Genomic DNA, 25,967 nt, shown 5'->3' with positions numbered 1-25,967 from the left:
GCGGCCCCCGCACCCGCGCCCCCGGCCACGGGATCCGAGTGGCGGAGCACCCCCTGCCATCAGGTATGGTTTACGTCGTTGCCACCGAGCACCGCAGCAAGCGGGTCTCCGGCAGCAAACCCTGGCGGTGTGCCCGAGCGGCCAAAGGGAGCAGACTGTAAATCTGCCGGCTTCGCCTTCCCAGGTTCGAATCCTGGCGCCGCCACAGTGGAGGAAACCCCCTCCGAACTGCATCACAGCAGTTCGGAGGGGGTTTTCGTTTACCTGAACGGGTCAGCCGCGACCGCTACGGCCGGGCCGGCCGATCAGCCTTCTTCCCAGCTCGCGCTGCCGACGCCGGTGCCGCCGCACGGGAATCCGGACTTGCCGCGCTGGCCCGGGTCGAGGCTGACCCAGTTCCCCGCGCCGTCGGGGGCCCAGCCGCACACGGCCGTCACACGGAAGGCCACCCGCTGGTTGGTGTTGTTGGTGCAGTCGGCGATGGCCAGGTGGCTGCCCTCGGTGTACGTGGTGCAGTTGAGGACGTTCGCGGTGTGGACCCCTCCGGCGGTCGCGGCGACGGCGGGCGTGGCGGCGGCCGAGGCGGAGAGCAGACCGGCGGTCACCGCGACAGCGGCGGCAGCCTTCTTGAACAGGGACATACGAATTTTTCCTTCCCCCGTGAGGTGGTTTCGTTCGGTACGTGCTTCAGTCTGCTGAGGCGCCGCACCCGCAACAAGGGATCTTTGATCGGCTTTCCGACCCGATCCATAACCCCCTCGTAATGACGCCCCGGGCGCACCCACAAGGCCGTTCGCCCGGCCACACGCGTCAGGTCAGCCAGAACGCCGCCCGGTCCCGCCACAGGGCCAACAGCTCCCGGTCGCCGGTGACGTCGAGGGCGCCGTCGGGGAGCGGACGCCCGTAGAGGAAGAGCAGGAGAGCCGTCGGGGCGGCGCGGACCATGACGGCGGCCGGTGCCGCGGTGCGGTGGAGGACGGGGACGGCGCCGGTCAGGTCGATGAACCACCGGGCGGGCGTGGTCGGAGAACCGCCGTCGGGGGAGAGGCTGTCGTCGGTCGTGCCCAGGGTGGCCGCCGTCGTGTCGAACGCGAGGGTGCGGCCCGGGCCGAGGACGGCGGGGGAGTCCGGGAGCGGCGCGTGGGCCTCCGGGTGGTCGCAGAAGGAGAGCCACTCGTCGATCGCGTCGCGGGCCGCCTCGTCGGTGGCGGTGAGCTCCGCGCCGACGGCGAGCGCCGCGTCCGCGCGGTGGACGAGCGTCTCGCCCGCCATCCGCCGGGCCCAGAACGCCGGGGATGTCTCGTCGGGCAGCACCGTCCACACCCGGGCGCCGGGCCCGGCCGCGTGCAGCTGCTCCACCAGGCGGCCGGCGCCCTCGTCGAGCCAGGCGCCCAGGGCGGCCATGTCCTCGGCCCGGCGCGGCGCGACCGCGTTCACCAGGTCGTCCGGCACCTCCCGGGTGGCGCGGGTCCGGATGATCTCCTCGACCCGCGGTGCGCGCCCCCGACGTGCCGCACCAGCTGTCCCAGGTGCCAACCGGGGCAGCCGGGGACGGGCGTGAGCGCGTCAGCGGTTGCGACGAGTTGCCTCAACTCCGCGGTCTGACGGGTGATTTCGGTGCATCGGCGGGTGAATTCCGGTGTGCTCATGCGCGGATGGTAGGGCGGGCCGAAGGTATCGCCCTGCGATTTACGGGGCGGTGGTGCGGCCCCGGGGCGAGGGCGCCCGGGGCCGCGGCAGCGTCTTACGGCTCACCGTGCGCCCGCCGCCGGTTCCTCAGTAGGTATCCGCATCAGGCGCCCGCGTACACCCGCCCCGCGAACTCGGCCACCTGGGCGTCGCTGAGGCTCTTGGCGAGGTCCGCCTCGGTGATCATGCCGACCAGGCGGTGACCTGCGCGGACGTCGATCACCGGGAGGCGCTTGATCCGGTGTTCCTCCATGGTGTCGAGGACTTCCCTGGCGTCCGCCGCCGCGTCGATCCAGTGGATCGGACCCTCCAGCGTCCCGGCCTGCACCGTCGCCGGGTCGATGTTGTCGGCGCAGCACCGGACGACGATGTCGCGGTCGGTGATCATGCCGATGAGCCGGTTGTTGTCGCCGCAGATGGGCAGACAGCCGACGTCCATGTCGCGCATCATCCGCGCCGCCGCGTGCAGCGTCTCGTGGGCGCCGACGCAGTGCGCCCCGCCGGTCATGATGTCCTGGGCGCGCAGCGGACCGGCCGCGTCGCGTGTGCCGGGCATAACAGCCTCCTTCCGGGTGGCGGAGCACCGCGACGCCCCCCGGCGGCGCTCCCGGAGCGGCCCCCTCCGCCCCTCTCGTGCCGTCTTCTCCTTCCATCACACCACCGATGGCCGGGCCCCGCCGCCCGCCCCTGACGCGCCCCTCGGAGACGGGCGGCGAACCCTCAGGGGGAACCCCGAGAGATCCCTGAACTTCACATAAAGTGTGTGACTTTCATGGGCTGCGTCTTATGGTCGAAGGAAGCCGCGAGCGACGTTCCGGGAACGCGTCGAGCCAGCGAAGGGGGGCGGCCGGCCGTGCGACCGAGCCGTGGGTCAGAGGCAGAGGTGGAGGAGCGCCGCCGGACGGTGCTGCGCCAGGTCGCCGATGAAGGCGAGATACGGATAGCCGATCTCGCCGAGCGCCTGGGCGTCAGCGTGATGACGATGCACCGCGATCTCGACAACCTCACCGAACGCCAACTCCTCCACAAGGGCCGCGGGGTGGCCACCGCTTTCCCCGTCGTCACCATGGAGAGCGCGGTCCGCTTCCGTGAGCACGACGACCTCGACATCAAGACGGCACTCGCCGACGCCCTGGTCGAGGAGGCCACGCCGGGCAGCACGGTCTTCGTCGACTGCGGCTCCACGCTCTTCCCGCTCGCCCGCCGCCTGGCCGCCGTCGAGGGCCTGCACGTCGTCACCAACTCCCTGCGCGTGGCCTACCTGTTGTCCGGCTCGTCCACCGAGGTCACGCTGCTGGGCGGCAGGTTCCACGAGGACTTCGAGTCCTGCGCGGGCCCCCGCTGCCGGCGGGAGCTGCGCGGGCTGCGCGCCGCCGTCGCCTTCGTCACCGCCACCTCGATCAGCGCCGGACGGCTCTACCACCCGGTCCGCGAGTACGCCGACAACAAACGCGCCTACCTCCACTCAGCCGACCGCGCCGTACTCGCCGTCGGCCACCGCAAGTTCGGCCGTACCGCCACCTACGGCTACGGCGACGTCGGCGGGTACGACCTGCTGGTCACCGACGACCGCGCACCCGCCGACGAGCTGCGCGCCGTCCGCGACCTCGGCGTCGAGGTCCGCACCGTCACCGCCGTCCCACCGCCCTGAAGGGCCCCGCACCGCCACCGCCGCACCACCGCACCCGTCATGAGAGAGGCCGACCCATGCGCGCCGTCGTCGTCGAAACGCCCGGTACCCACACCCTCGCCACCGTCGACGATCCGACGCCCGGGCCCGGCGAGGTCGTCGTGGCGCCCGTGGCCGTCGGTATCTGCGGGACCGATGTGCACATCGTCGAGGGCGAGTTCGCGCCCACGCCGTACCCGATCATCCCCGGGCACGAGTTCACCGGCGAGGTCGTCGCCCTGGGGGAGGGGGTGACGGGCCTGCCCACCGGCACACAGGTCGCCGTCGACCCCTCGCTGTTCTGCGGCGCCTGCCGCTTCTGCGCCATCGGCCGCGGCAACCTCTGCGAGCACTGGGGCGCCATCGGCGACACCGTCGACGGCGCGATGGCCGAGTACGTCACGGTGCCCGCCGCCAACTGCTACCGCCTCCCCGAGAGCGTCGACACCGTCCAGGGCACCCTCATCGAGCCGCTGTCCTGCGCGGTCCGCGGCTTCGACGTCCTGCCGCGCCGCCTCGGCGACCACTACCTCATCTACGGTGCCGGGACGATGGGCCTGATGATGCTCCAGCTCGCCCGCGCCGCCGGAGCCGCCTCCCTCTCGGTCGTCGACGTCAACGAGGGCCGGCTCGCCGTCGCCGCCCGCCTCGGCGCCGACGCCACCGCCACCGACGCCGCCGCGCTGGAGCGCCCCGGGGGCTGGGAGACGGTCATCGACTGCACCGGCGCGATCCCCGCCATCGAGGACGGCCTCACCCGGGTGCGCCGCGGCGGCACGTTCCAGCAGTTCGGCGTCGCGCCGTCGGCGGTCAAGGCGTCGTTCTCGCCGTTCCAGGTCTACAACGATGAGATCACCATCGTCGGCTCGATGGCCGTCCTCCACAGCTTCGGCCGCGCCGTCGACCTCATGGCCAAGGGCGTCATCGACGCCGACACCATGCTCACCCACCACTTCGGCCTCGCCGACTTCGCCACCGCCCTGGACACCTTCCGGGCCGGGACGGGACGGAAGATACAGATCCACCCGGGGAGTTGACGGGGAGCCTGATCGGCGGCGGACGGGAGCTCGTACGGGGGAGAGGGCTCGGCCGAGGGCGGGCGGTTTTCCCGGTTCGGTCCGGGCTCGGTGCGGGGAGCGCTCGGGCCGGGACCGGTGATGCTCGGGCCGGGCCCGGCGACGTGACCGAGGCGGTCCGGCGCGCCCGGCACCTGGCGCAGGACGGGCGCAGCCTGGGTCCGCTGGAGCGGAGGCCAGGCGCAGGCTGGGCCCACGGGAGCGGAGACCGGTCTCGCCGGAGCACAGGCCGGTCCCGCCGTTGCCGACCGATTCAGCCCCCGGCCACCGCCCGGACCGCCTCCGCGACCGGCGTGCCGCCGTTGATCAGCTCCAGCGTGCGGTGCGCCGTGCCGGGGGCGTCCAGCAGGGCCAGCAGGGTCGCCGCCACGTCGTCGCGGGTCACCTCCGCCCGGCCCGTCGACTCCGCCAGCGCCACCAGGCCCGTCCCCGCGTCGTCCGTCAGCCGCCCGGGGCGCAGGATCGTCCAGTCGAGCCCGGCCCGCGCCCGTACGTCTGCGTCGGCCGCGCCCTTGGCCCGCAGATACGCGGCGAACACCGGGTCGGTGCCCTCCGGCGGTTCCCGGTCCGCACCCATCGACGAGACCACCACGAACCGCTGGACGCCCGCCGCCTCCGCCGCATCGGCGAACAGCGCCGCCGCACCGCGGTCCACGGTGTCCTTACGGGCCGCACCGCTGCCCGGCCCCGCACCCGCGGCGAACACCGCGGCGTCCGCGTCCTCCAGATGCCGCGCCACGTCCGCCACCGACGCCGACTCCAGATCGCACACCACCGGCTCGGCACCCGCCGCCAGCAGGTCACCCGCCTGCTCCGGCCGGCGGATGATCCCGGCCACCTCGTCCCCGCGCCCGGCGAGCAACCGCTCCAGCCGCAGCGCGATCCGACCATGTCCACCTGCGATGACAATGCGCATGCCGCCGACCGTAAACGACCCCGCCCCGAAACCCGCCCGCCGCGACGCCCCCACGCCCGCCCCGGGCCCACACGGACGAAACCCACCGCGGCGCAGCCCTGCTGGGCAACCATCAGGAAGGCTCCCTGAACGCCCGCCCCCGCCCGGTTTCCTTCAGGAAGCCTGCCTGAACGTCCGCGCCGCGCCCGGCTTTCATCAGGCAGCCTGCCTGAACGAGCGCCTGCTCCTGACCGGCATTCATCAGGGAGGCTTCCTGAACGTCCGCGCCGCCCCCGTATTCATCAGGAACCCTCCCTGAACGCGCCACCCCCGCCCGGTTTCCTTCAGGAAGGCTCCCTGAACGCTCGCCCCGCCCCGCCCCACCCACATCCATCAGGAACCCTCCCTGAACGCCGCCAGCCCCGCCCCCGCTCCCTGCCTATCGCCCCGCCCACACAAGTCCCACCCCCTCCCTCACCGCTGCGACTGCCGGGGCAGCTCCAGCGCCACCGCGACCGCCGCGTCGCAGTACTCGCGTACCGCGCTGGTCCGGGCCACCACCCGCCCCCGGTGGATCACCACCCGGCTGTACGCCAGCGACAGCACCCCGGCGATCCGCTCGCCCCGTACCGCCAGCAGCTCCGCGGGGAAGCCCGCCTCGACGCGGACCTCCGGCAGCCCCTGGACCGCCCGTGCCGCGCCGCTCACGGCCTCGTACGCGGCCTCCGGGGTGGCCTCTCCCAGGGACGCCAGCAGATACGCCGCCTCCAGGGGGTCGCCGCGCCCCACCGGGTTCGCCGCGTCCCGTAGCGCGCCGCTCCCCGCCGCCACCCGTACGCCCGCCGCCCGCAGCAGCCGGACCGGCGCGGGCCGGGCCACCCGGGACCCGTACCGCTCCAGCGCCGCGCAGTCGCCCTGCGGCAGGCAGACGACGGTGACCTCGGCCGCCGCGAGCTGCTCGGCGACCCGGCCCGCCACGCTCCGCGGCATCCGCGCCATCCCGGCGCACGGCCCGATCGCCACCCCGGGCCGCAGCCCGCCGGCCATCGCCGCCAGCCGGGCCAGCCGCGCCGGATCGTCGCCGTCCGTGTGCAGATCCACCGGCGCGCCGTGCTCCGCGGCCACCGCCAGCACCGCCTCGACGTGCCCGGCGGGATCCGGGTCCAGATCCGGACAGCCGCCGACCACCGACGCGCCCATCGCCACCGCGTCCCGCAGCATCGCCAGCCCGTCCGCGCCCGCCACCCCGGTCAGCACCCGCGGCACCGCCACCGCCGACAGATCCGCCAGCCCCCGCAGCGACCGCCGCGCCTTGAGCACCGCCTCCAGCGCCCGCAGCCCCCGCACCCCGCCGACCCGGACATGGGTGCGCGAGGCGGTCGCACCGTGCCCCAGCTGGAGCAGTGCCGCCTCGGTGGTGCGCCGCTGGACGTCGTCGGGGGAGTCGGACGCCGGGCCCGCCGCGTCCGCGGTGAGCGCCGTGTCGCAGTGCGCGTGGGGTTCGGCGGGCGCCGGGAGCAGCAGATAGCCGGAGAGGTCGACCCGGGCGCCCTGCGGGGCCAGCGCCCCGGCCGTCCCGACCGCCTCGATCCGGCCACCGCCGAGCCGTACGTCCACCGCGCGGCCGTCGGCGAGCCGGGCGCCGCACAGGGCCAGCGAGCCGGAGTCGGAGCCGCCGTCCGGCTTGCCCGGCCGCGGGGACGGCTGCGGTGAACTGCTGTCGGACATCGCGCTCCTCGAAGCCACGGGCGTGCAAGATCACGCAGCGTGCCCCGAGCCTAGGACGCGCCCCCGGGCGCCTCGCGCAGGCGCGGAATAGTCGTACCGGCGTGGTGCGGACCGCCGCGGCGGGCGCCACCCGGATACGGATTTCACGTTTGGCGGCGGGCCGTGTAATGTCTTCATCGCTCGCCCCAATAGCTCAGTCGGCAGAGCGTCTCCATGGTAAGGAGAAGGTCTACGGTTCGATTCCGTATTGGGGCTCTGGTGTGAGGTTTCCTCGCCTTCGGGCGAGGTTTCCCTCGCATCGCAGCGGTGTAGCTCAGTCGGTAGAGCAAGCGGCTCATAATCGCTGTGTCACCGGTTCAAGTCCGGTCACCGCTACTTACAGTAGCCGATTGTGGGGTCGGTCCTTCGATCGGCTACTCTTTTATGCGTTCATCCATCCGTCCGTCCGTCAAGGAGCACTCACGTGGCTGCCACCGACGTCCGCCCGAAGATCACGCTGGCCTGCGTGGAGTGCAAGGAGCGGAACTACATCACCAAGAAGAACCGGCGTAACGACCCGGACCGTCTTGAGATGAAGAAGCACTGCCCCCGTTGCAACTCGCACACCGCGCACCGCGAGACGCGATAACACAGGCTCGTACGTGAGGCCGTCCCCAGATAATGGGGGCGGCCTTACGGCGTTATCACCCCAGTAGTCAGGGAGGTTGCGAGCCAATGGCGCTCGACCCGTCATTCATCGGTCGTACGTACCCGCCCACCGACCCGTACGAGGTCGGGCGGGAAAAGATTCGGGAATTCGCCGAGGCGATCGGTGATCGGAATCCCGTGTACACCGACACCGAAGCGGCCAAGGCGCTCGGCCACCCCGAGGTGATCGCCCCGCCGACGTTTGTGTTCGCCATCACTTTCCAGGCCGCGGGCCGGGTGATCGAGGACCCGCAGCTCGGTCTGGATTACAGCCGCGTGGTGCACGGCGACCAGAAATTCGCCTACACCCGCCCCGTGCGCGCCGGTGACCGGCTCACCGTCACCTCCACCATCGAGGCGATCAAGTCGATGGCCGGCAACGACATCATCGACATCCGCGGCGACGTCCACGACGAGAACGGCGAACACGTCGTGACCGCCACCACCAAGCTCGTCGCCCGCGCCGTCGAGGAGGCATGACATGACCGCGAAGATCTCCTACGACGACGTCGAGGTCGGCACCGAACTCCCGGCGCAGTCCTTCCCGGTGACCCGCGCCACCCTCGTCCGCTACGCGGGCGCCTCCGGCGACTTCAACCCGATCCACTGGAACGAGAAGTTCGCCAAGGAGGTCGGGCTGCCGGACGTCATCGCGCACGGCATGTTCACCATGGCCGAGGCCGCCCGCGTCGTCACCGACTGGGCCGGTGACCCGGCGGCCGTCGCCGAGTACGGCGTCCGCTTCACCAAGCCCGTCGTCGTCCCCAATGACGACACCGGCGCGGTCATCGAGGTCAGCGGCAAGGTCGCGGCCAAGCTCGACGACGACGCCCGTACCGTCCGCGTCGACCTCACCGCGACGAGCGGCGGCCAGAAGGTGCTGGGCATGTCCCGCGCCGTGGTCCGCCTCGCCTGAGCGGACACCTCCGGGGGCGGCCGGTGCCGGGCCGCCCCCGTACCCTTGGGCGCGTGCAGGAACGCCACGAGGAACACCAAGCCCCGCTCGCCCCGCTGACCACCTTCCGGCTCGGCGGCCCGGCGAACCGACTGATCACGGCCGTCACGGACGACGAGGTGATCGCCGCCGTCCGGGAGGCCGACGCCGCCGGGACCCCGCTGCTGATCATCGGCGGCGGCTCCAACCTCGTCATCGGCGACAAGGGCTTCGACGGCACCGCCCTGCGCATCGCGACCCGCGGCTTCACCCTCGACGGCACCCGCCTGGAGCTGGCCGCCGGTGAGAACTGGTCCGACGCCGTCGCCCGCACCGTCGAGGCAGGTCTCGCCGGCATCGAGTGCCTCGCGGGCATCCCCGGCTCGGCCGGCGCCACCCCGATCCAGAACGTCGGCGCGTACGGCCAGGAGGTCTCCGCGACGATCACCGAGGTCGTCGCCTACGACCGGCGCGCCGAGGAGACGGTCACCCTCACGGGCGCCGAGTGCGCCTTCTCCTACCGGCACAGCCGCTTCAAGGCCGAGCCGGACCGCTACGTCGTGCTGCGCGTCCGCTTCGCCCTGGAGGACGCGGGCGGGCTCTCCGCGCCGCTGAAGTACCCCGAGACCGCCCGGGTCCTCGGCGTCGAGGCAGGTCAGCGCGTGCCCGCGGCCACCGCCCGGGCCACCGTCCTCGCGCTGCGCGCCGGCAAGGGCATGGTCCTGGACGCGGACGACCACGACACCTGGTCCGCCGGCTCCTTCTTCACCAACCCCGTCCTGACCGAGGCCGAGCACACCGCGTTCGTCGCCCGCGTCCACGACCGCCTCGGCCCGGACACCGCCCCGCCCGCCTTCCCCGCCGGCGACGGCCTGGTGAAGACCTCCGCGGCCTGGCTGATCGACAAGGCAGGATTCCCCAAGGGCTACGGCACCGGCCCGGCCCGCATCTCCACCAAGCACACCCTCGCCCTCACCAACCGCGGCGAGGCCACCACCGAGGACCTGCTCGCCCTCGCCCGCGAGGTCCGCGACGGCGTCCACGCCGCCTTCGGCGTCACCCTCGTCAACGAGCCGGTGACGGTCGGCGTCAGCCTCTGAGACGGCCACCGGCGGCTCCGGGCGACCCGGGGCCGCCGGGCCACGGGCGCTCCCGGACCCGCCCCGCCTCAGCCGCGCCCCGGGGCCGGGCCGTCGCCGGGGCCCGCCAGCCAGGCGTCGATCCCCGCCAGCAGCCGCTCCCGCTCCGGCTGCGGCGCCCGTGAACCGCGCACCGACTGCCGGGCCAGCTCCGCCAGCTCCGCGTCCGCGAAGCCGTGCGTACGCCGCGCGATGTCGTACTGCGCAGCCAGCCGCGAACCGAACAGCAGCGGGTCGTCGGCGCCCAGCGCCACCGGCACCCCGGCCGCGAAGAGCGTCCGCAGCGGCACGTCCGCCTGCTTCTCGTACACCCCCAGCGCCACGTTGGACGCCGGGCACACCTCGCACGTCACCCCGCGCTCCGCCAGCCGCCGCAGCAGCGCCGGGTCCTCCGCGGCGCGCACCCCGTGGCCGACCCGCCCGGCGTGCAGATCGTCCAGGCAGTCCCGCACGCTCGCCGGGCCCGCCAGCTCCCCACCGTGCGGCGCCGCCAGCAGCCCGCCCTCGCGCGCGATGGCGAAGGCCCGGTCGAAGTCCCGCGCGAAACCCCGGCGTTCGTCGTTGGACAGCCCGAACCCGATCACACCCTGATCCGCGTAGCGCACCGCGAGCCGGGCCAGCGTCCGGGCGTCCAGCGGATGCTTCATACGGTTGGCGGCGATCACCACCCGCATCCCCAGACCGGTCTCCTGCGAGGCGGCGCGCACCGCGTCCAGGATGATCTCCAGCGCCGGGATCAGCCCGCCCAGCCGGGGCGCGTACGACGTCGGGTCGACCTGGATCTCCAGCCACCCCGAGCCGTCCGCGACATCCTCCTGCGCGGCCTCGCGGACCAGCCGCTGGATGTCCTCGGGGGCCCGCAGACACGACCGGGCGATGTCGTACAGCCGCTGGAAGCGGAACCAGCCGCGTTCGTCCGTCGCCCGCAGCTTCGGCGGCTCCCCGCCGCGCAGCGCCTCGGGCAGATGGACGCCGTACTTGTCGGCCAGCTCCAGCAGGGTCGTGCTCCGCATCGACCCCGTGAAGTGCAGGTGCAGATGGGCCTTCGGCAGCTGACGCACGTCACGAACGCTCTCCATTCACCGATCTTGCCGCACACACCCGCCACGCCGATAGCCCGGTCCCCGAACGAGCTGACCGGGGAAAACGCGTACGGGCCACCGGGAAGCCCCGGCGACCCGGACGGACGGCCCTCGCGCGGCTACCGCGCCTCGGCCAGCAGCTGCTGGATCCGCGTCACGCCCTCGGCGAGATCGTCGTCCCCGAGCGCGTACGACAGCCGCAGGTAACCGGGGGTGCCGAACGCCTCGCCCGGGACGACCGCGACCTCCGCCTCCTCCAGGATCAGCTCCGCCAGCTCCGCGCTGCTGCCCGGCCGCCGCCCGCGGATCTCCTTGCCCAGCAGCCCCTTCACCGACGGATACGCGTAGAACGCCCCCTCCGGCTCCGGACACACCACGCCGTCGATCTCGTTCAGCATCCGCACGATGGTGCGGCGCCGCCGGTCGAAGGCGGTCCGCATCGCGTCCACGGCCGTCAGATCGCCGCTCAGCGCGGCGACCGCCGCCGCCTGCGAGACGTTCGCGACGTTGGACGTGGCGTGCGACTGGAGGTTGGTCGCCGCCTTGACGACGTCCTTCGGCCCGAGCATCCACCCCACCCGCCAGCCGGTCATGGCGTACGTCTTCGCCACGCCGTTGACGACGACGCACCGGTCCCGCAACTCCGGCACGACTACCGGCAGCGAGCAGAACTCCGCGTCGCCGTAGACCAGATGCTCGTAGATCTCGTCGGTGAGCACCCACAGCCCGTTGCGCGCCGCCCACCGGCCGATCGCCTCGACCTGCTCGCGCGGGTACACCGCGCCGGTCGGGTTCGACGGCGAGACGAACACCAGCACCTTGGTCCGCCCGGTGAGCGCCGCCTCCAGCTGCTCGACGCCGACCCGGTACCCGGTCGTCTCGTCGGCGACCACCGGTACGGGCACGCCCCCGGCCAGCCGGATCGACTCCGGGTACGTCGTCCAGTACGGGGCGGGGACGATCACCTCGTCGCCCGGGTCGAGCAGCGCGGCGAACGCCTCGTAGATCGCCTGCTTGCCGCCGTTGGTGACCAGGACCTCGGACGGTTCGACCGCGTACCCCGAATCGCGGCGGGTCTTCACGACGATCGCCGACTTCAGCTCGGGCAGCCCGCCGGCCGGGCTGTAGCGGTGGTACTTCGGTGTGCGGCAGGCGGCGACGGCCGCCTCCACGATGTAGTCGGGCGTGGGGAAGTCGGGCTCCCCGGCGCCGAACCCGATCACCGGGCGGCCGGCGGCCCGCAGGGCCTTGGCCTTGGCGTCGACGGCGAGCGTGGCGGACTCGGAGATGGCCCCGACACGGGCGGACACGCGGCGGATCCCGCCCGCGGCGCCGGTCGGTTCTGAGGGGGAGAGCGCACTCATGGCGGCATCGTCGCAGACCTCCGGCGGCCCGGCGCGGTGCTCCACCGGCGCCGCTCGGGACGTTTCTGTTCGACGCCCGGCCTCGGAACACGTACACTCGCTGACCGTTGGCTCTCAACCGGGCAGCGCGGTCCACGCACTTGGTGCGTCGGACACATGAGGTAGGTTGGGGGACGCACAAAGGGTCGTAGCTCAATTGGTAGAGCACTGGTCTCCAAAACCAGCGGTTGGGGGTTCAAGTCCCTCCGGCCCTGCTACACGCACTTCTTCACCGCAGTGCGTGCACGCGTACGTACTGAAATGCACCGCCGTGCGGCCGGGCCGGACGCTGTACGGCCCCGACCCGGATTCAGGTGAGGACGAGTGACGGACGCCCTGGGCTCCATCGACATGCCTGAGCGTGGTCGTTCGGAGGACGACGCAGCGGAATCCAAGAAGAAGCCCCGTCGCGGCGGTAAGCGCGGCAAGAAGGGCCCGCTCGCACGCATGGCGCTCTTCTACCGCCAGGTCGTCGCGGAGCTCCGCAAGGTCGTCTGGCCCACCCGCAGCCAGCTGTCGACGTACACCACCGTGGTGATCGTCTTCGTCGTCATCATCATCGGTCTCGTAACCGTGATTGACTTGGGAATCAACCGAGTCGTCGGGTACGTCTTCGGCTGATCCCGCGGAGGGCACCTCAGCGGGGTGCCCTTTCGCATGTTCAACCCCTTGAAGCCAGGAAGAAGCAGCCACGTGTCTGACCCGAACCTGAACGACGCCGCCGAGCCCGTCACGGCCGCTGAGGCCGACGTGGACGCGGCCGTCCCGGCCGAGGTCGAGGGCGACGCTGCCGCCGTCTCCGATGGCGAGGGCGCCGTCGACATCGTCGAGAACGCCGACGGCGCCGACGAGATCGACGCCGAGGACACCGAGGCGGGCGAGCCCGCCGAGGCCGCCGCCGTGCACGTCGAGGACGACGCCGAGGAAGCAGCGGCCGAGGCCGACGAGGAGCCGATCGACCCGATCGCCGCCCTCCGCGACGAGCTGCGCGGTCTGCCCGGCGAGTGGTACGTCATCCACACCTACGCGGGCTACGAGAAGCGCGTGAAGGCCAACCTGGAGCAGCGCGCCGTCTCGCTCAACGTCGAGGACTTCATCTACCAGGCCGAGGTCCCCGAGGAAGAGATCGTCCAGATCAAGAACGGCGAGCGGAAGAACGTCCGCCAGAACAAGCTCCCGGGCTACGTGCTCGTGCGCATGGACCTGACGAACGAGTCCTGGGGCGTCGTCCGCAACACCCCCGGTGTCACCGGCTTCGTCGGCAACGCCTACGACCCGTACCCGCTGACGCTGGACGAGATCGTCAAGATGCTCGCCCCGGAGGCCGAGGAGAAGGCCGCCAAGGAGGCCGCCGCGGCCGAGGGCAAGCCCGCACCGCAGCGCAAGGTCGAGGTCCAGGTGCTGGACTTCGAGGTGGGCGACTCCGTCACCGTCACCGACGGCCCGTTCGCGACGCTGCAGGCGACGATCAACGAGATCAACGCCGACTCGAAGAAGGTCAAGGGCCTCGTCGAGATCTTCGGTCGCGAGACCCCGGTCGAGCTGAGCTTCGACCAGATCCAGAAGAACTGACGCTCTTCCGGACCCCCGCTTCCGAACAGGTCAGACCGGCTGTCGCAGCCGGTCTGACCTGCTCGGTTTTTGGCCGCACGACCCTACCCGTTATCGTGGTGCGGTATGCCTCCATCCGGATGACCGGATGGCATGGCGAAACCTCTCACTAGGACCCGGAGAGAGCATGCCTCCCAAGAAGAAGAAGGTCACGGGGCTCATCAAGCTCCAGATCCAGGCCGGTGCCGCGAACCCGGCCCCGCCGGTCGGCCCCGCGCTGGGTCAGCACGGCGTGAACATCATGGAGTTCTGCAAGGCCTACAACGCCGCGACCGAGTCGCAGCGCGGCATGGTCGTGCCGGTGGAGATCACGGTCTACGAAGACCGTTCCTTCACCTTCGTGACCAAGACCCCGCCGGCCGCGAAGCTGATCCTCAAGGCCGCCGGTGTGGACAAGGGCTCCGGCGAGCCCCACACCAAGAAGGTCGCGAAGATCACCGACGCTCAGGTGCGCGAGATCGCCACGACCAAGATGCCCGACCTGAACGCCAACGACCTGGACGCCGCCGCGAAGATCATCGCGGGCACCGCCCGGTCCATGGGCGTCACGGTCGAGGGCTGACCAGCTCGTACCGGCGTAGTCGCCACCCGTGGCAGGGCCAGGCGCTGGCCCGCACCACGACTCCATCCTCCGCGCGGTGAGAACCGCACGGTCGCATCTGTTCAGGAGCAGCAGTGAAGCGCAGCAAGACTCTTCGCAACGCGGACGCGAAGATCGACCGGGAGCGTCTGTACGCCCCGCTCGAGGCCGTCCGTCTCGCCAAGGACACCTCGTCCGCCAAGTTCGACTCGACCGTCGAGGTCGCCATGCGTCTGGGCGTTGACCCGCGCAAGGCCGACCAGATGGTCCGCGGCACCGTGAACCTCCCGCACGGCACCGGTAAGACCGCCCGGGTCCTGGTCTTCGCGACCGGCGACCGTGCTGCGGCCGCGGAAGCCGCGGGCGCCGACATCGTCGGCTCCGACGAACTGATCGACGAGGTCTCCAAGGGCCGTCTGGACTTCGACGCCGTCGTCGCCACCCCGGACCTCATGGGCAAGGTCGGCCGCCTCGGCCGCGTGCTCGGTCCCCGTGGTCTGATGCCGAACCCGAAGACCGGCACCGTCACCCCGGATGTCGCCAAGGCTGTCACCGACATCAAGGGCGGCAAGATCGAGTTCCGCGTGGACAAGCACGCGAACCTCCACTTCATCATCGGCAAGGTCTCCTTCGACGAGACCAAGCTGGTGGAGAACTACGCCGCGGCGCTTGAGGAGATCAACCGTCTCAAGCCGTCCGCCGCGAAGGGCCGCTACATCAAGAAGGCGACCATCACCACCACGATGGGCCCCGGCATCCCGCTGGACGCCAACCGCACCCGCAACCTCCTCGTCGAGGAAGAGGCCGTCTGATCCTCGTGATCGACGTGCTCTAGCGCGCGCAGCATGACGCAGGCCCCGCCGCCCGGTTTCCGGACGGCGGGGCCTGTTGCATGCGGTGTCGGTGGGCTGCATTAGAGTCACCACCGCACTCGCACAGCGATCCAAGGGGGAGCCTCAGATGCGTAGCACGCGAATCACCGCCGTGGTGGCGGGGGTAGTTCTGCTGGTGGGCGGTCTCAGCGCCTGTAACGACGGCGCGAAGGCGTCCGGCAGCGGCAGAGGCGGTGACGCGGCGGGCGGCGACAAGGCGGCCCAGAGCCCGGTGGACGCCCTGAAGGCGGCCAAGGAGGCCACCGCGGCCAAGAAGTCCGCGAAGTTCGACGGCTCGACGGAGACGACGACCTCCAGCGGCCGGTTCAAGCAGACCACCAAGGGCGGTCTCGACTGGTCGCAGGGCATGCAGATGAACGTCGAGAACACCCTGACCGGCGCCAAGAGCCCCGCCGCCGGCAAGCCGATCAAGGCGCTCTACACCCAGGACGCGGTTTACATGAACGCGGGCTCGGCCATGCCCGGCTCGAGCGGCAAGCCCTGGGTGAAGTACTCCTACGAGGCGCTGTCGAAGCAGATGGGCGCGTCCGGCACGGCGGTCAAGGACGTCCTCGACAACGCCAACCCGAGCCAGCCGATCGACGTCCTGATCGCCTCCGGCACGGCCAAGGTCGTCGGCAAGGAGAAGGTCAACGGCGTCGAGGCGACGCACTACACCGGCACCGTCTCCATGGCCGACCTCAGCAAGAACCTCGGCAAGGCGGTCCGCGACGCCGTCCAGAAGCAGCTGGAGCAGGGCGGCGCGAAGAGCGAGAAGCTCGACCTCTGGATCGACGGCGACAACCTCCTGGTGAAGAAGGAGGAGCACGTCGAGGGCAAGATGCCGATCAACGCGACGGCGCTCTACACCGACTACGGCACCAAGGTCGCCGTCGAGCCGCCGCCGGCGAGCCAGACGATGACCGCTCCCGGCGCCTGACCCGGGGGACGGAACCGCAGGCGAGGGGCGTTCTCTGCGCCCCTCGCGGCGGATTTGCCTGAGCGTGGGCCGTTCGCGTACCGTACCGAAGAAGCCAAAGACCGCTGGTTGTCTCTGCGCGTCCCTTCCGGGGCGCGTGGTGGCCGAAGGATCCGCTAGCTGCGGACGGCCTGCGCAGGTATGTGTGGATGAACTCCCGGACGATTCGTCGGACGGTCGAGTCACGCCCCGTGCGCCTGCGCCGGGGCGTTTGTTTTGCCCAGCCCCTTCTGCGCGGTCCTCATCACCCGGAAGGAGGCCGAGGCTCATGGCAAGTCCCGACAAGGTCGTAGCTGTCGAGGAGATCACGGACAAGTTCCGCAACTCCAACGCTGCTGTCGTCACCGCGTACACCGGACTTACCGTCGCGCAGATCAAGGATCTGCGCCGTTCGCTCGGTGACAACGCTCAGTACCGTGTGGTGAAGAACACGCTGACCAAGATCGCGGCCCACGAGGCCGGGATCTCCGTGCTGGACGAGCACCTTCAGGGCTCGACGGCCGTCGCCTTCGTCACCGGTGACCCGGTCGAGGCGGCGAAGGGTCTTCGTGACTTCGCCAAGGAGAACCAGAACCTCGTCATCAAGGGCGGTGTCTTCGAAGGGAAGGCGCTCTCTGCTGACGACATCAAGAAGCTTGCGGACCTCGAGTCCCGCGAGGTTCTGCTCAGCAAGCTGGCCGGTGCCATGAAGGGCAAGCAGTCGCAGGCTGCCTCTGTCTTCCAGGCGCTGCCGTCGAAGCTCGTCCGCACCGTGGACGCGCTCCGTGCCCAGCAGGCCGAGCAGGGCGGTGCCGAGTAATTCGGCTCGCACATTGGCGGCTTCCGTCTAGGCGTGCCTAGGCGAAGCGGCCACAGCGGGCCCGACGTACGCCCGCCTCACATGTACATCCGGCACCAGCCGAATTAGTGGAAGGACCGCCACCATGGCGAAGCTCAGCCAGGAAGACCTGCTCGCGCAGTTCGAGGAGATGACCCTCATCGAGCTCTCCGAGTTCGTGAAGGCGTTCGAGGAGAAGTTCGACGTCACCGCCGCCGCTGCCGCGCCGGTCGTCGTCGCCGGTGGCGCCGCCGCCGGTGGCGAGGCTGCCGCCGCCGAGGAGCAGGACGAGTTCGACGTCATCCTCACCGGCGCCGGCGACAAGAAGATCCAGGTCATCAAGGTCGTGCGTGAGCTGACCTCCCTGGGTCTGAAGGAGGCCAAGGACCTCGTGGACGGCACCCCGAAGCCGGTCCTGGAGAAGGTCGACAAGGCTGCCGCCGACAAGGCCGCCGAGGCCCTCAAGGGCGCCGGTGCCTCCGTCGAGGTCAAGTGACCTCACTGAGTCTCCGACTCAGGTCCTGAGCGCCCTCGTGGCGTAGCTGGACCAGCGAAGGGCGATCACCCAAGCGGGTGGTCGCCCTTCGGCATGCTCGCCACGGCTGCGGCGCCCCGCGCGACGTGCGAGTATGGTGATCTTCGTTGTCCGGACGTCGGCCGTGTGACGTTCCCGCCGGGGCAGGGGGCCTTGACGAACCGCACGCGGCGCGCAATTCTCGGGACGCGATGCAGAAGCGGTCCTGGCTCCGAGGCATGGATCGCAGGCGAAGAGGGAAGCATCGATGTGCGCCACAGGCGCAGGGCTTTCGGCAGGCGCAGGGTAGTGAACGCACAGCAGAACAACGAGGAGCTCCTCCGGTGTGGAGGTGCCACCTCCCGGAGGGAGAAGAGCGGTATCACGGCGTTGAACCGGTCTTCCGGAAACTCGCTCTGGACATCAGTGGGCCAAGTGGCTACACTGACCCTTTGCGCTGCCTGTTAGCTGCTCCCTGCCCGTCACCAGGGGCATACCCGAAGTCGAACATCACTGATTGAGCGGCCCTGACCTGGGCTTTCCCTCAGTCTGTTCCTCTCGGGGCCGGTACGCGCGTAGTGAGTCCGAGCCCTCGGAAGGACCCCCTCTTGGCCGCCTCGCGCAACGCCTCGACTGCCAATACGAACAACGGCGACAGCACCGCCCCGCTGCGCATCTCCTTTGCGAAGATCAAGGAGCCCCTCGGGGTTCCGAACCTCCTTGCGCTGCAGACCGAAAGCTTCGACTGGCTGCTCGGCAACGCCGCATGGAAGGGTCGCGTCGAGGCTGCGCTGGAGAGTGGGCAGGAAGTTCCCACCAAGTCCGGTCTGGAAGAGATCTTCGAAGAGATCTCCCCGATCGAGGACTTCTCCGGGTCGATGTCGCTGACGTTCCGCGACCACCGCTTCGAGCCCCCGAAGAACAGCATCGACGAGTGCAAGGAGCGCGACTTCACGTACGCGGCTCCGCTCTTCGTCACCGCCGAGTTCACCAACAACGAGACCGGCGAGATCAAGTCCCAGACGGTCTTCATGGGCGACTTCCCGCTCATGACCAACAAGGGCACCTTCTGCATCAACGGCACCGAGCGTGTCGTCGTCTCGCAGCTGGTCCGCTCGCCGGGCGTCTACTTCGACAGCTCCATCGACAAGACGTCCGACAAGGACATCTTCTCCGCCAAGGTCATCCCGTCCCGCGGTGCCTGGCTGGAGCTGGAGATCGACAAGCGCGACATGGTCGGTGTGCGCATCGACCGTAAGCGCAAGCAGTCCGTGACCGTTCTGCTCAAGGCCCTCGGTTGGACGACCGAGCAGATCCTTGAGGAGTTCGGCGAGTACGAGTCCATGCGCGCCACCCTGGAGAAGGACCACACCCAGGGCCAGGACGACGCGCTGCTCGACATCTACCGCAAGCTGCGTCCGGGCGAGCCGCCGACCCGTGAGGCCGCGCAGACGCTGCTGGAGAACCTCTACTTCAACCCGAAGCGCTACGACCTCGCGAAGGTCGGCCGCTACAAGGTCAACAAGAAGCTCGGTGGCGACGAGCCGCTCGACGCCGGCGTGCTGACCACCGACGACATCATCGCCACGATCAAGTACCTGGTGAAGCTGCACGCCGGTGAGACCGAGACGATGGGGGAGTCGGGCCGGACGATCGTCGTCGAGACCGACGACATCGACCACTTCGGCAACCGCCGCCTGCGCAACGTCGGCGAGCTGATCCAGAACCAGGTCCGTACGGGTCTCGCCCGTATGGAGCGCGTCGTGCGTGAGCGCATGACCACCCAGGACGTCGAGGCGATCACGCCGCAGACCCTGATCAACATCCGGCCGGTCGTCGCCTCCATCAAGGAGTTCTTCGGCACCAGCCAGCTGTCGCAGTTCATGGACCAGACGAACCCGCTGTCGGGTCTGACCCACAAGCGCCGTCTGTCCGCGCTGGGCCCCGGCGGTCTCTCCCGTGAGCGGGCCGGTCTGGACGTCCGTGACGTGCACCCCTCGCACTACGGCCGCATGTGCCCGATCGAGACGCCCGAAGGCCCGAACATCGGTCTGATCGGTTCGCTCGCCTCGTACGGCCGGGTCAACGTCTTCGGCTTCATCGAGACGCCGTACCGCAAGGTCGTCGACGGCCAGGTCACGGAGGAGGTGGACTACCTCACCGCAGATGAGGAGGACCGCTTCCTGATCGCCCAGGCCAACGCGAAGCTGACCGACGACATGCGCTTCGCCGAGCAGCGTGTGCTGGTCCGCCGCCGTGGCGGCGAGGTCGACCTCGTCCCCGCCGACGAGGTGGACTTCATGGACGTCTCGCCGCGCCAGATGGTGTCGGCCGCGACCGCCATGATCCCGTTCCTGGAGCACGACGACGCCAACCGCGCGCTCATGGGATCGAACATGATGCGCCAGGCCGTTCCGCTGATCAAGGCGGAGTCGCCGCTGGTCGGCACCGGCATGGAGTACCGCTGCGCGGTCGACGCCGGCGACGTCATCAAGGCGGAGAAGGACGGTGTGGTCCAGGAGGTCTCCGCGGACTACATCACCGTCGCCAACGACGACGGCACGTACACCACGTACCGCGTCGCCAAGTTCACCCGCTCCAACCAGGGCACCTCCTTCAACCAGAAGGTCGTCGTGGACGAGGGCGCGCGGGTCATCGAGGGCCAGGTCCTCGCCGACGGTCCGTCCACGGACGAAGGCGAGATGGCGCTCGGCAAGAACCTGCTCGTGGCGTTCATGCCGTGGGAGGGTCACAACTACGAGGACGCGATCATCCTGTCGCAGCGCCTCGTGCAGGACGACGTCCTCTCCTCGATCCACATCGAGGAGCACGAGGTCGACGCCCGTGACACCAAGCTCGGCCCGGAGGAGATCACCCGGGACATCCCGAACGTCTCCGAAGAGGTCCTCTCCGACCTCGACGAGCGCGGCATCATCCGCATCGGTGCCGAGGTCGTCGCCGGCGACATCCTCGTCGGCAAGGTCACGCCCAAGGGTGAGACCGAGCTGACCCCCGAGGAGCGTCTGCTCCGCGCGATCTTCGGTGAGAAGGCGCGCGAGGTCCGTGACACCTCGCTGAAGGTGCCGCACGGTGAGATCGGCAAGGTCATCGGCGTCCGCGTCTTCGACCGCGAAGAGGGCGACGAGCTGCCCCCGGGCGTGAACCAGCTGGTCCGCGTCTACGTGGCGCAGAAGCGCAAGATCACCGACGGTGACAAGCTCGCCGGCCGTCACGGCAACAAGGGCGTCATCTCGAAGATCCTGCCGGTCGAGGACATGCCGTTCCTGGAGGACGGCACCCCGGTCGACATCATCCTCAACCCGCTGGGTGTCCCGTCCCGAATGAACCCGGGACAGGTCCTGGAGATCCACCTCGGCTGGCTCGCCAGCCAGGGCTGGAAGGTCGAGGGCGTCGACGAGGAGTGGAAGAAGCGTCTGCACGCGATCTCCGCCGACGAGGTCGCCCCCGGCTCCAACGTCGCCACCCCGGTGTTCGACGGTGCGCGCGAGGACGAGATCTCCGGTCTCTTCGAGTCGACGATCCCGAACCGCGACGGCGAGCGGATGGTGAAGGGCTCCGGCAAGGCGCAGCTGTTCGACGGCCGCTCCGGTGAGCCGTTCCCGGACCCGATCTCGGTCGGGTACATGTACATCCTCAAGCTCCACCACCTGGTCGACGACAAGCTGCACGCCCGGTCGACCGGCCCGTACTCGATGATCACCCAGCAGCCGCTCGGTGGTAAGGCCCAGTTCGGTGGCCAGCGCTTCGGTGAGATGGAGGTGTGGGCGCTGGAGGCGTACGGCGCCGCTTACGCCCTCCAGGAGCTGCTCACGATCAAGTCCGACGACGTCACCGGCCGCGTGAAGGTCTACGAGGCCATCGTCAAGGGCGAGAACATCCCCGAGCCCGGCATTCCCGAGTCCTTCAAGGTGCTCATCAAGGAAATGCAGTCGCTCTGCCTGAACGTGGAGGTGCTGTCCTCGGACGGTATGTCCATCGAGATGCGCGACACCGACGAGGACGTCTTCCGCGCGGCGGAAGAGCTCGGTATCGACCTGTCCCGGCGCGAGCCGAGCAGCGTCGAAGAGGTCTGACGGGTCTGGCCGGGGCCTCCCTGCGAGGCCCCGGCCAACCCCGGACCCCGTCAGACCAAGATTGAGACTCGTCCCTGACAGCAACAATTGTCGGGGCAACCCCCGAAGGTGGGATTGACGACAGTGCTCGACGTCAACTTCTTCGACGAGCTGCGGATCGGCCTCGCCACCGCTGACGACATCCGTCAGTGGTCGCACGGTGAGGTCAAGAAGCCGGAGACCATCAACTACCGCACCCTCAAGCCCGAAAAGGACGGACTCTTCTGCGAGAAGATCTTCGGTCCGACCCGGGACTGGGAGTGCTACTGCGGTAAGTACAAGCGCGTCCGCTTCAAGGGCATCATCTGCGAGCGCTGCGGCGTCGAGGTCACTCGCGCCAAGGTGCGTCGTGAGCGGATGGGCCACATCGAGCTGGCCGCTCCCGTGACCCACATCTGGTACTTCAAGGGCGTGCCGAGCCGGCTGGGCTACCTGCTGGACCTCGCGCCGAAGGACCTGGAGAAGGTCATCTACTTCGCCGCCTACATGATCACCTGGGTGGACGAGGAGCGCCGTACGCGCGACCTGCCCTCGCTGGAGGCGCACGTCTCCGTCGAGCGTCAGCAGATCGAGCAGCGCCGCGACTCCGACCTGGAGGCCCGCGCCAAGAAGCTCGAGACCGACCTGGCCGAGCTGGAGGCCGAGGGCGCCAAGGCCGATGTGCGCCGCAAGGTGCGCGAGGGTGCCGAGCGCGAGATGAAGCAGCTGCGCGACCGTGCGCAGCGCGAGATCGACCGTCTCGACGAGGTCTGGAACCGCTTCAAGAACCTCAAGGTCCAGGACCTGGAGGGCGACGAGCTGCTCTACCGCGAGCTGCGTGACCGCTTCGGCACGTACTTCGACGGGTCCATGGGCGCCGCCTCGCTGCAGAAGCGCCTGGAGACCTTCGACCTCGACGAGGAGGCCGAGCGCCTCCGCGAGATCATCCGTACCGGTAAGGGCCAGAAGAAGACCCGTGCGCTCAAGCGCCTCAAGGTCGTCTCCGCCTTCCTGCAGACCCGCAACAGCCCCAAGGGCATGGTGCTGGACTGCATCCCGGTCATCCCGCCGGACCTGCGTCCGATGGTGCAGCTGGACGGTGGCCGCTTCGCGACCTCCGACCTGAACGACCTGTACCGCCGCGTGATCAACCGCAACAACCGCCTGAAGCGGCTTCTCGACCTCGGCGCGCCCGAGATCATCGTGAACAACGAGAAGCGCATGCTCCAGGAGGCCGTCGACGCGCTCTTCGACAACGGCCGTCGTGGTCGCCCGGTCACGGGCCCCGGCAACCGTCCGCTGAAGTCGCTGTCCGACATGCTCAAGGGCAAGCAGGGCCGCTTCCGTCAGAACCTGCTCGGTAAGCGGGTCGACTACTCGGCGCGTTCCGTCATCGTCGTCGGCCCGCAGCTCAAGCTGCACCAGTGCGGTCTGCCGAAGGCCATGGCGCTGGAGCTCTTCAAGCCGTTCGTGATGAAGCGCCTGGTCGACCTGAACCACGCGCAGAACATCAAGTCGGCGAAGCGGATGGTCGAGCGCGGCCGCACGGTCGTGTACGACGTCCTCGAAGAGGTCATCGCCGAGCACCCGGTGCTGCTGAACCGTGCGCCCACCCTGCACCGCCTCGGCATCCAGGCCTTCGAGCCGCAGCTGGTCGAGGGCAAGGCCATTCAGATTCACCCGCTCGTCTGCACCGCGTTCAACGCGGACTTCGACGGTGACCAGATGGCCGTCCACCTGCCGCTCTCCGCGGAGGCGCAGGCCGAGGCCCGCATCCTGATGCTGTCCTCGAACAACATTCTCAAGCCGGCCGACGGCCGTCCGGTCACCATGCCGACCCAGGACATGGTGCTGGGTCTGTTCTTCCTCACCACCGACGAGGAGGAGCGCAAGGTCATCGGTGAGGGCCGCGCGTTCGGTTCGGTCGCCGAGGCGATCATGGCGTTCGACGCCAAGGAGCTGTCGCTCCAGGCGAAGGTCGACATCCGCTTCCCGATCGGCACGATCCCGCCGCGGGGCTTCGTCCCGCCGGTCGCCGAAGAGGGCGAGCCGGAGTGGCAGCAGGGTGACTCGTTCCGTCTGCGGACGACCCTGGGTCGTGCGCTCTTCAACGAGCTGCTGCCCGAGGACTACCCGTTCGTCGACTACTCGGTGGGCAAGAAGCAGCTCTCCGCGATCGTCAACGACCTCGCCGAGCGCTACCCCAAGGTCATCGTGGCGGCGACGCTCGACAACCTGAAGGCGGCCGGTTTCCACTGGGCGACCCGTTCCGGCGTCACCGTCGCCGTCTCGGACATCGTCGTCCCGGAGGCCAAGAAGGGCATCGTCGCGGGCTACGAGGCCCAGGACGAGAAGGTCCAGAAGCAGTACGAGCGCGGTCTGATCACCAAGGACGAGCGCACTCAGGAACTGATCAACATCTGGACCAAGGCGACCAACGAGGTCGCCGAGGCGATGAACGAGAACTTCCCCAAGACGAACCCCATCTTCATGATGGTTGACTCGGGTGCCCGAGGAAACATGATGCAGATGCGGCAGATCGCCGGTATGCGTGGTCTGGTGTCGAACGCGAAGAACGAGACCATCCCGCGTCCGATCAAGGCATCGTTCCGCGAGGGCCTCTCCGTGCTGGAGTACTTCATCTCCACGCACGGTGCCCGTAAGGGTCTGGCGGACACCGCCCTGCGTACCGCCGACTCGGGTTACCTGACCCGTCGTCTGGTGGACGTCTCGCAGGACGTGATCATCCGCGAGGAGGACTGCGGCACCGAGCGCGGCCTCAAGCTGAAGATCGCGACCCGCAGCGCCGACGGCTCTCTGCGCAAGACGGACGACGTCGAGTCGAGCGTCTACGCCCGGATGCTGGCCGAGGACGTCGTCGTCGACGGCAAGGTCATCGCCTCCGCCAACGTCGACCTCGGCGACGTGCTCATCGACCAGCTGGTCGCGCACGGCGTCGAGGAGGTCAAGACCCGCTCGGTCCTGACCTGTGAGTCGGCGGTCGGCACCTGCGCCTACTGCTACGGCCGTTCGCTGGCCACCGGCAAGCTGGTCGACATCGGTGAGGCGGTCGGCATCATCGCCGCCCAGTCCATCGGTGAGCCCGGCACCCAGCTGACGATGCGTACCTTCCACACCGGTGGTGTGGCCGGTGACGACATCACCCTGGGTCTGCCGCGAGTCGTCGAGCTCTTCGAGGCCCGTACGCCCAAGGGCGTCGCCCCGATCTCGGAGGCGGCCGGCCGCGTCCGTATCGAGGAGACCGAGAAGACCAAGAAGGTTGTCGTCACCCCGGACGACGGCAGCGACGAGACGGCGTACGGCGTCTCCAAGCGTGCCCGTCTGCTGGTGGGCGAGGGCGACCACGTCGAGGTCGGCCAGCCGCTGACCCTGGGTGCCATCAACCCGCACGACGTGCTGCGGATCCTCGGCCAGCGTGCCGTCCAGGTCCACCTCGTCGGCGAGGTCCAGAAGGTCTACAACAGCCAGGGCGTGGCGATCCACGACAAGCACATCGAGATCATCATCCGGCAGATGCTGCGCCGCGTGACGATCATCGAGTCCGGCGACGCGGAGCTGCTGCCGGGCGAGCTGGTGGAGCGCTCGAAGTTCGAGGGCGAGAACCGTCGCGTCGTGGCGGAGGGTGGCCACCCGGCCTCCGGCCGTCCGCAGCTGATGGGTATCACCAAGGCCTCGCTGGCGACGGAGTCCTGGCTGTCGGCCGCCTCCTTCCAGGAGACGACCCGAGTCCTGACGGATGCGGCGATCAACGCCAAGTCCGACAGCCTCATCGGCCTCAAGGAGAACGTCATCATCGGTAAGCTCATCCCGGCCGGTACGGGCCTGTCCCGCTACCGCAACATCCGGGTGGAGCCCACCGAGGAGGCCAAGGCCGCGATGTACTCGGCCGTCGGTTACGACGACATCGACTACTCGCCCTTCGGCACCGGCTCCGGCCAGGCGGTCCCGCTGGAGGACTACGACTACGGCCCGTACAACCAGTAAGGGTCCGGTTCGCACGACGCCGTCAGGGCGGTCATCCCGTAAGGGGTGGCCGCCCTGCGGCGTTGTTGACGGATACGCCGCGGGGCACGGAACTCGCGCTCCCATTGCTGCGTCTGTGATGAGAAGATGGGGAACAACTGTCGAGCGGGGGAGGATCGCGTGGCATTCCAGCCCT

General features: G+C 69.7%; 24 protein-coding genes and 4 tRNA genes. 19 read left to right on the top strand and 9 right to left on the bottom strand.

The genetic code is table 11. The features are described from left to right. Window positions 1–123: 123 nt before the first annotated feature. Window positions 124–205 (top strand) — tRNA-Tyr (locus ACZ4U4_RS11560). A 100-nt stretch (window positions 206–305) separates the two neighbouring features. On the opposite strand, the gene ACZ4U4_RS11555 is transcribed toward ACZ4U4_RS11560, so the two are convergent. The 4 genes from ACZ4U4_RS11555 to ACZ4U4_RS11540 all read right to left on the bottom strand — a co-directional run bounded on the left by ACZ4U4_RS11555 (window position 306) and on the right by ACZ4U4_RS11540 (window position 2,245). After that, entirely contained in the window at window positions 306–641 is a 336-nt protein-coding gene (locus ACZ4U4_RS11555) for a hypothetical protein (RefSeq protein WP_467871792.1), read from the bottom strand. A gap of 169 nt (window positions 642–810) precedes the next feature. Beyond that, window positions 811–1,452, bottom strand: a complete 642-nt coding sequence (locus tag ACZ4U4_RS11550) for a maleylpyruvate isomerase N-terminal domain-containing protein (protein ID WP_467871789.1) — start codon at window positions 1,450–1,452, stop codon at window positions 811–813. Next, a complete protein-coding gene (locus ACZ4U4_RS11545; protein WP_467871786.1) occupies window positions 1,434–1,649 on the bottom strand; it encodes a maleylpyruvate isomerase N-terminal domain-containing protein in 216 nt (71 codons plus the stop codon). The genes ACZ4U4_RS11550 and ACZ4U4_RS11545 overlap by 19 nt, the downstream gene beginning before the upstream one ends. 143 nt (window positions 1,650–1,792) lie before the next feature. Next, window positions 1,793–2,245 carry a CBS domain-containing protein gene (locus ACZ4U4_RS11540; RefSeq protein ID WP_467871784.1) on the bottom strand — a complete coding sequence of 151 codons (453 nt, stop codon included), beginning with the start codon at window positions 2,243–2,245 and terminating at the stop codon, window positions 1,793–1,795. Window positions 2,246–2,572: 327 nt separating this feature from the next. Here ACZ4U4_RS11540 and ACZ4U4_RS11535 point away from each other — a divergent pair, with 327 nt between their 5' ends. Together ACZ4U4_RS11535 and ACZ4U4_RS11530 are read left to right on the top strand one after the other, a co-directional pair. Continuing rightward, entirely contained in the window at window positions 2,573–3,340 is a 768-nt protein-coding gene (locus tag ACZ4U4_RS11535) for a DeoR/GlpR family DNA-binding transcription regulator (protein WP_467871781.1), read from the top strand. Between the two features lie 56 nt (window positions 3,341–3,396). Further along, window positions 3,397–4,395, top strand: coding sequence for a zinc-dependent alcohol dehydrogenase family protein (locus ACZ4U4_RS11530; RefSeq protein ID WP_467871778.1), 999 nt, complete (start codon window positions 3,397–3,399; stop codon window positions 4,393–4,395). Between the two features lie 292 nt (window positions 4,396–4,687). Here ACZ4U4_RS11530 and ACZ4U4_RS11525 read toward each other — a convergent pair whose 3' ends face one another. From ACZ4U4_RS11525 to ACZ4U4_RS11515, 3 genes are all read right to left on the bottom strand, one after another. Continuing rightward, entirely contained in the window at window positions 4,688–5,350 is a 663-nt protein-coding gene (locus ACZ4U4_RS11525; protein WP_467871775.1) for an NAD(P)H-binding protein, read from the bottom strand. Between the two features lie 112 nt (window positions 5,351–5,462). Further along, window positions 5,463–5,591 (bottom strand): hypothetical protein, encoded by a 129-nt coding sequence (locus tag ACZ4U4_RS11520; protein ID WP_467871772.1) that lies wholly within the window; start codon window positions 5,589–5,591, stop codon window positions 5,463–5,465. A gap of 212 nt (window positions 5,592–5,803) precedes the next feature. After that, on the bottom strand, window positions 5,804–7,057 hold the full coding sequence (locus tag ACZ4U4_RS11515; protein ID WP_467871769.1) for an amidohydrolase family protein: 1,254 nt from the start codon (window positions 7,055–7,057) through the stop codon (window positions 5,804–5,806). 182 nt (window positions 7,058–7,239) lie between these two features. Between ACZ4U4_RS11515 and ACZ4U4_RS11510 the strand changes: the two genes are divergently transcribed. From ACZ4U4_RS11510 to ACZ4U4_RS11485, 6 genes are all read left to right on the top strand, one after another. Next, window positions 7,240–7,312, top strand: a tRNA-Thr gene (locus ACZ4U4_RS11510). A 47-nt stretch (window positions 7,313–7,359) separates the two neighbouring features. Continuing rightward, window positions 7,360–7,432: transfer RNA gene (locus ACZ4U4_RS11505), tRNA-Met, on the top strand. Window positions 7,433–7,520: 88 nt separating this feature from the next. Further along, window positions 7,521–7,685 carry a 50S ribosomal protein L33 gene (gene rpmG / locus ACZ4U4_RS11500; RefSeq protein WP_006604855.1) on the top strand — a complete coding sequence of 55 codons (165 nt, stop codon included), beginning with the start codon at window positions 7,521–7,523 and terminating at the stop codon, window positions 7,683–7,685. An 86-nt stretch (window positions 7,686–7,771) separates the two neighbouring features. Then, window positions 7,772–8,224: an FAS1-like dehydratase domain-containing protein gene (locus ACZ4U4_RS11495; RefSeq protein WP_467871766.1), complete on the top strand. Its 453-nt coding sequence runs from the start codon at window positions 7,772–7,774 to the stop codon at window positions 8,222–8,224. A 1-nt stretch (window position 8,225) separates the two neighbouring features. After that, entirely contained in the window at window positions 8,226–8,660 is a 435-nt protein-coding gene (locus ACZ4U4_RS11490; protein WP_467871763.1) for a MaoC family dehydratase, read from the top strand. A gap of 53 nt (window positions 8,661–8,713) precedes the next feature. After that, window positions 8,714–9,778 carry a UDP-N-acetylmuramate dehydrogenase gene (locus tag ACZ4U4_RS11485; RefSeq protein ID WP_467871760.1) on the top strand — a complete coding sequence of 355 codons (1,065 nt, stop codon included), beginning with the start codon at window positions 8,714–8,716 and terminating at the stop codon, window positions 9,776–9,778. 68 nt (window positions 9,779–9,846) lie between these two features. Here the strand turns inward: ACZ4U4_RS11485 and ACZ4U4_RS11480 are convergent, their stop codons facing one another. Together ACZ4U4_RS11480 and ACZ4U4_RS11475 are read right to left on the bottom strand one after the other, a co-directional pair. After that, window positions 9,847–10,896: an adenosine deaminase gene (locus tag ACZ4U4_RS11480; protein ID WP_467871757.1), complete on the bottom strand. Its 1,050-nt coding sequence runs from the start codon at window positions 10,894–10,896 to the stop codon at window positions 9,847–9,849. Window positions 10,897–11,018: 122 nt separating this feature from the next. After that, window positions 11,019–12,263 carry a pyridoxal phosphate-dependent aminotransferase gene (locus ACZ4U4_RS11475; RefSeq protein WP_467871754.1) on the bottom strand — a complete coding sequence of 415 codons (1,245 nt, stop codon included), beginning with the start codon at window positions 12,261–12,263 and terminating at the stop codon, window positions 11,019–11,021. 181 nt (window positions 12,264–12,444) lie between these two features. Here ACZ4U4_RS11475 and ACZ4U4_RS11470 point away from each other — a divergent pair. The 10 genes from ACZ4U4_RS11470 to ACZ4U4_RS11425 all read left to right on the top strand — a co-directional run bounded on the left by ACZ4U4_RS11470 (window position 12,445) and on the right by ACZ4U4_RS11425 (window position 25,792). Further along, a tRNA-Trp gene (locus tag ACZ4U4_RS11470) sits at window positions 12,445–12,517 on the top strand. Between the two features lie 109 nt (window positions 12,518–12,626). Next, complete coding sequence (gene secE, locus ACZ4U4_RS11465) at window positions 12,627–12,923, top strand: preprotein translocase subunit SecE (protein ID WP_391643531.1); 297 nt, start codon at window positions 12,627–12,629, stop codon at window positions 12,921–12,923. Between the two features lie 72 nt (window positions 12,924–12,995). Next, a complete protein-coding gene (gene nusG / locus ACZ4U4_RS11460; RefSeq protein ID WP_467871750.1) occupies window positions 12,996–13,874 on the top strand; it encodes a transcription termination/antitermination protein NusG in 879 nt (292 codons plus the stop codon). Between the two features lie 166 nt (window positions 13,875–14,040). After that, window positions 14,041–14,475 (top strand): 50S ribosomal protein L11, encoded by a 435-nt coding sequence (gene rplK, locus ACZ4U4_RS11455; RefSeq protein ID WP_030283474.1) that lies wholly within the window; start codon window positions 14,041–14,043, stop codon window positions 14,473–14,475. Window positions 14,476–14,588: 113 nt separating this feature from the next. Then, a complete protein-coding gene (rplA, locus tag ACZ4U4_RS11450) occupies window positions 14,589–15,305 on the top strand; it encodes a 50S ribosomal protein L1 (protein ID WP_467871747.1) in 717 nt (238 codons plus the stop codon). Window positions 15,306–15,453: 148 nt separating this feature from the next. Continuing rightward, the gene (locus tag ACZ4U4_RS11445; RefSeq protein WP_467871744.1) at window positions 15,454–16,305 is read left to right on the top strand and encodes an SCO4651 family lipoprotein; all 852 of its coding nucleotides are present in this window, start codon (window positions 15,454–15,456) and stop codon (window positions 16,303–16,305) included. 307 nt (window positions 16,306–16,612) lie between these two features. Beyond that, complete coding sequence (gene rplJ / locus ACZ4U4_RS11440) at window positions 16,613–17,143, top strand: 50S ribosomal protein L10 (RefSeq protein WP_030283469.1); 531 nt, start codon at window positions 16,613–16,615, stop codon at window positions 17,141–17,143. Between the two features lie 124 nt (window positions 17,144–17,267). Further along, window positions 17,268–17,657 carry a 50S ribosomal protein L7/L12 gene (gene rplL, locus ACZ4U4_RS11435; RefSeq protein ID WP_467871741.1) on the top strand — a complete coding sequence of 130 codons (390 nt, stop codon included), beginning with the start codon at window positions 17,268–17,270 and terminating at the stop codon, window positions 17,655–17,657. Between the two features lie 626 nt (window positions 17,658–18,283). Continuing rightward, on the top strand, window positions 18,284–21,769 hold the full coding sequence (gene rpoB, locus ACZ4U4_RS11430; RefSeq protein ID WP_467871738.1) for a DNA-directed RNA polymerase subunit beta: 3,486 nt from the start codon (window positions 18,284–18,286) through the stop codon (window positions 21,767–21,769). Window positions 21,770–21,892: 123 nt separating this feature from the next. Further along, window positions 21,893–25,792 (top strand): DNA-directed RNA polymerase subunit beta', encoded by a 3,900-nt coding sequence (locus ACZ4U4_RS11425; RefSeq protein WP_467872111.1) that lies wholly within the window; start codon window positions 21,893–21,895, stop codon window positions 25,790–25,792. The last annotated feature ends 175 nt before the right edge of the window (window positions 25,793–25,967 follow it).

The organism is Streptomyces sp. NPDC029159 (assembly GCF_055564055.1).
This window is presented reverse-complemented; position numbering and strand designations above follow the sequence as displayed.

Excerpts from the sequence above, each read along its gene's own strand:
- rplL (WP_467871741.1), top strand. The coding sequence starts at position 17,268 with ATGGCGAAGCTCAGCCAGGAAGACCTGCTCGCGCAGTTCGAGGAGATG.
- ACZ4U4_RS11490 (WP_467871763.1), top strand. The coding sequence starts at position 8,226 with ATGACCGCGAAGATCTCCTACGACGACGTCGAGGTCGGCACCGAACTC.
- ACZ4U4_RS11495 (WP_467871766.1), top strand. The coding sequence starts at position 7,772 with ATGGCGCTCGACCCGTCATTCATCGGTCGTACGTACCCGCCCACCGAC.
- ACZ4U4_RS11480 (WP_467871757.1), bottom strand. The coding sequence starts at position 10,896 with ATGGAGAGCGTTCGTGACGTGCGTCAGCTGCCGAAGGCCCATCTGCAC.
- ACZ4U4_RS11540 (WP_467871784.1), bottom strand. The coding sequence starts at position 2,245 with ATGCCCGGCACACGCGACGCGGCCGGTCCGCTGCGCGCCCAGGACATC.
- rplK (WP_030283474.1), top strand. The coding sequence starts at position 14,041 with ATGCCTCCCAAGAAGAAGAAGGTCACGGGGCTCATCAAGCTCCAGATC.
- rplJ (WP_030283469.1), top strand. The coding sequence starts at position 16,613 with ATGGCAAGTCCCGACAAGGTCGTAGCTGTCGAGGAGATCACGGACAAG.
- ACZ4U4_RS11555 (WP_467871792.1), bottom strand. The coding sequence starts at position 641 with ATGTCCCTGTTCAAGAAGGCTGCCGCCGCTGTCGCGGTGACCGCCGGT.
- ACZ4U4_RS11530 (WP_467871778.1), top strand. The coding sequence starts at position 3,397 with ATGCGCGCCGTCGTCGTCGAAACGCCCGGTACCCACACCCTCGCCACC.
- ACZ4U4_RS11515 (WP_467871769.1), bottom strand. The coding sequence starts at position 7,057 with ATGTCCGACAGCAGTTCACCGCAGCCGTCCCCGCGGCCGGGCAAGCCG.
- ACZ4U4_RS11545 (WP_467871786.1), bottom strand. The coding sequence starts at position 1,649 with ATGAGCACACCGGAATTCACCCGCCGATGCACCGAAATCACCCGTCAG.
- ACZ4U4_RS11445 (WP_467871744.1), top strand. The coding sequence starts at position 15,454 with ATGCGTAGCACGCGAATCACCGCCGTGGTGGCGGGGGTAGTTCTGCTG.
- ACZ4U4_RS11525 (WP_467871775.1), bottom strand. The coding sequence starts at position 5,350 with ATGCGCATTGTCATCGCAGGTGGACATGGTCGGATCGCGCTGCGGCTG.
- ACZ4U4_RS11520 (WP_467871772.1), bottom strand. The coding sequence starts at position 5,591 with ATGAATGCCGGTCAGGAGCAGGCGCTCGTTCAGGCAGGCTGCCTGATG.
- ACZ4U4_RS11475 (WP_467871754.1), bottom strand. The coding sequence starts at position 12,263 with ATGAGTGCGCTCTCCCCCTCAGAACCGACCGGCGCCGCGGGCGGGATC.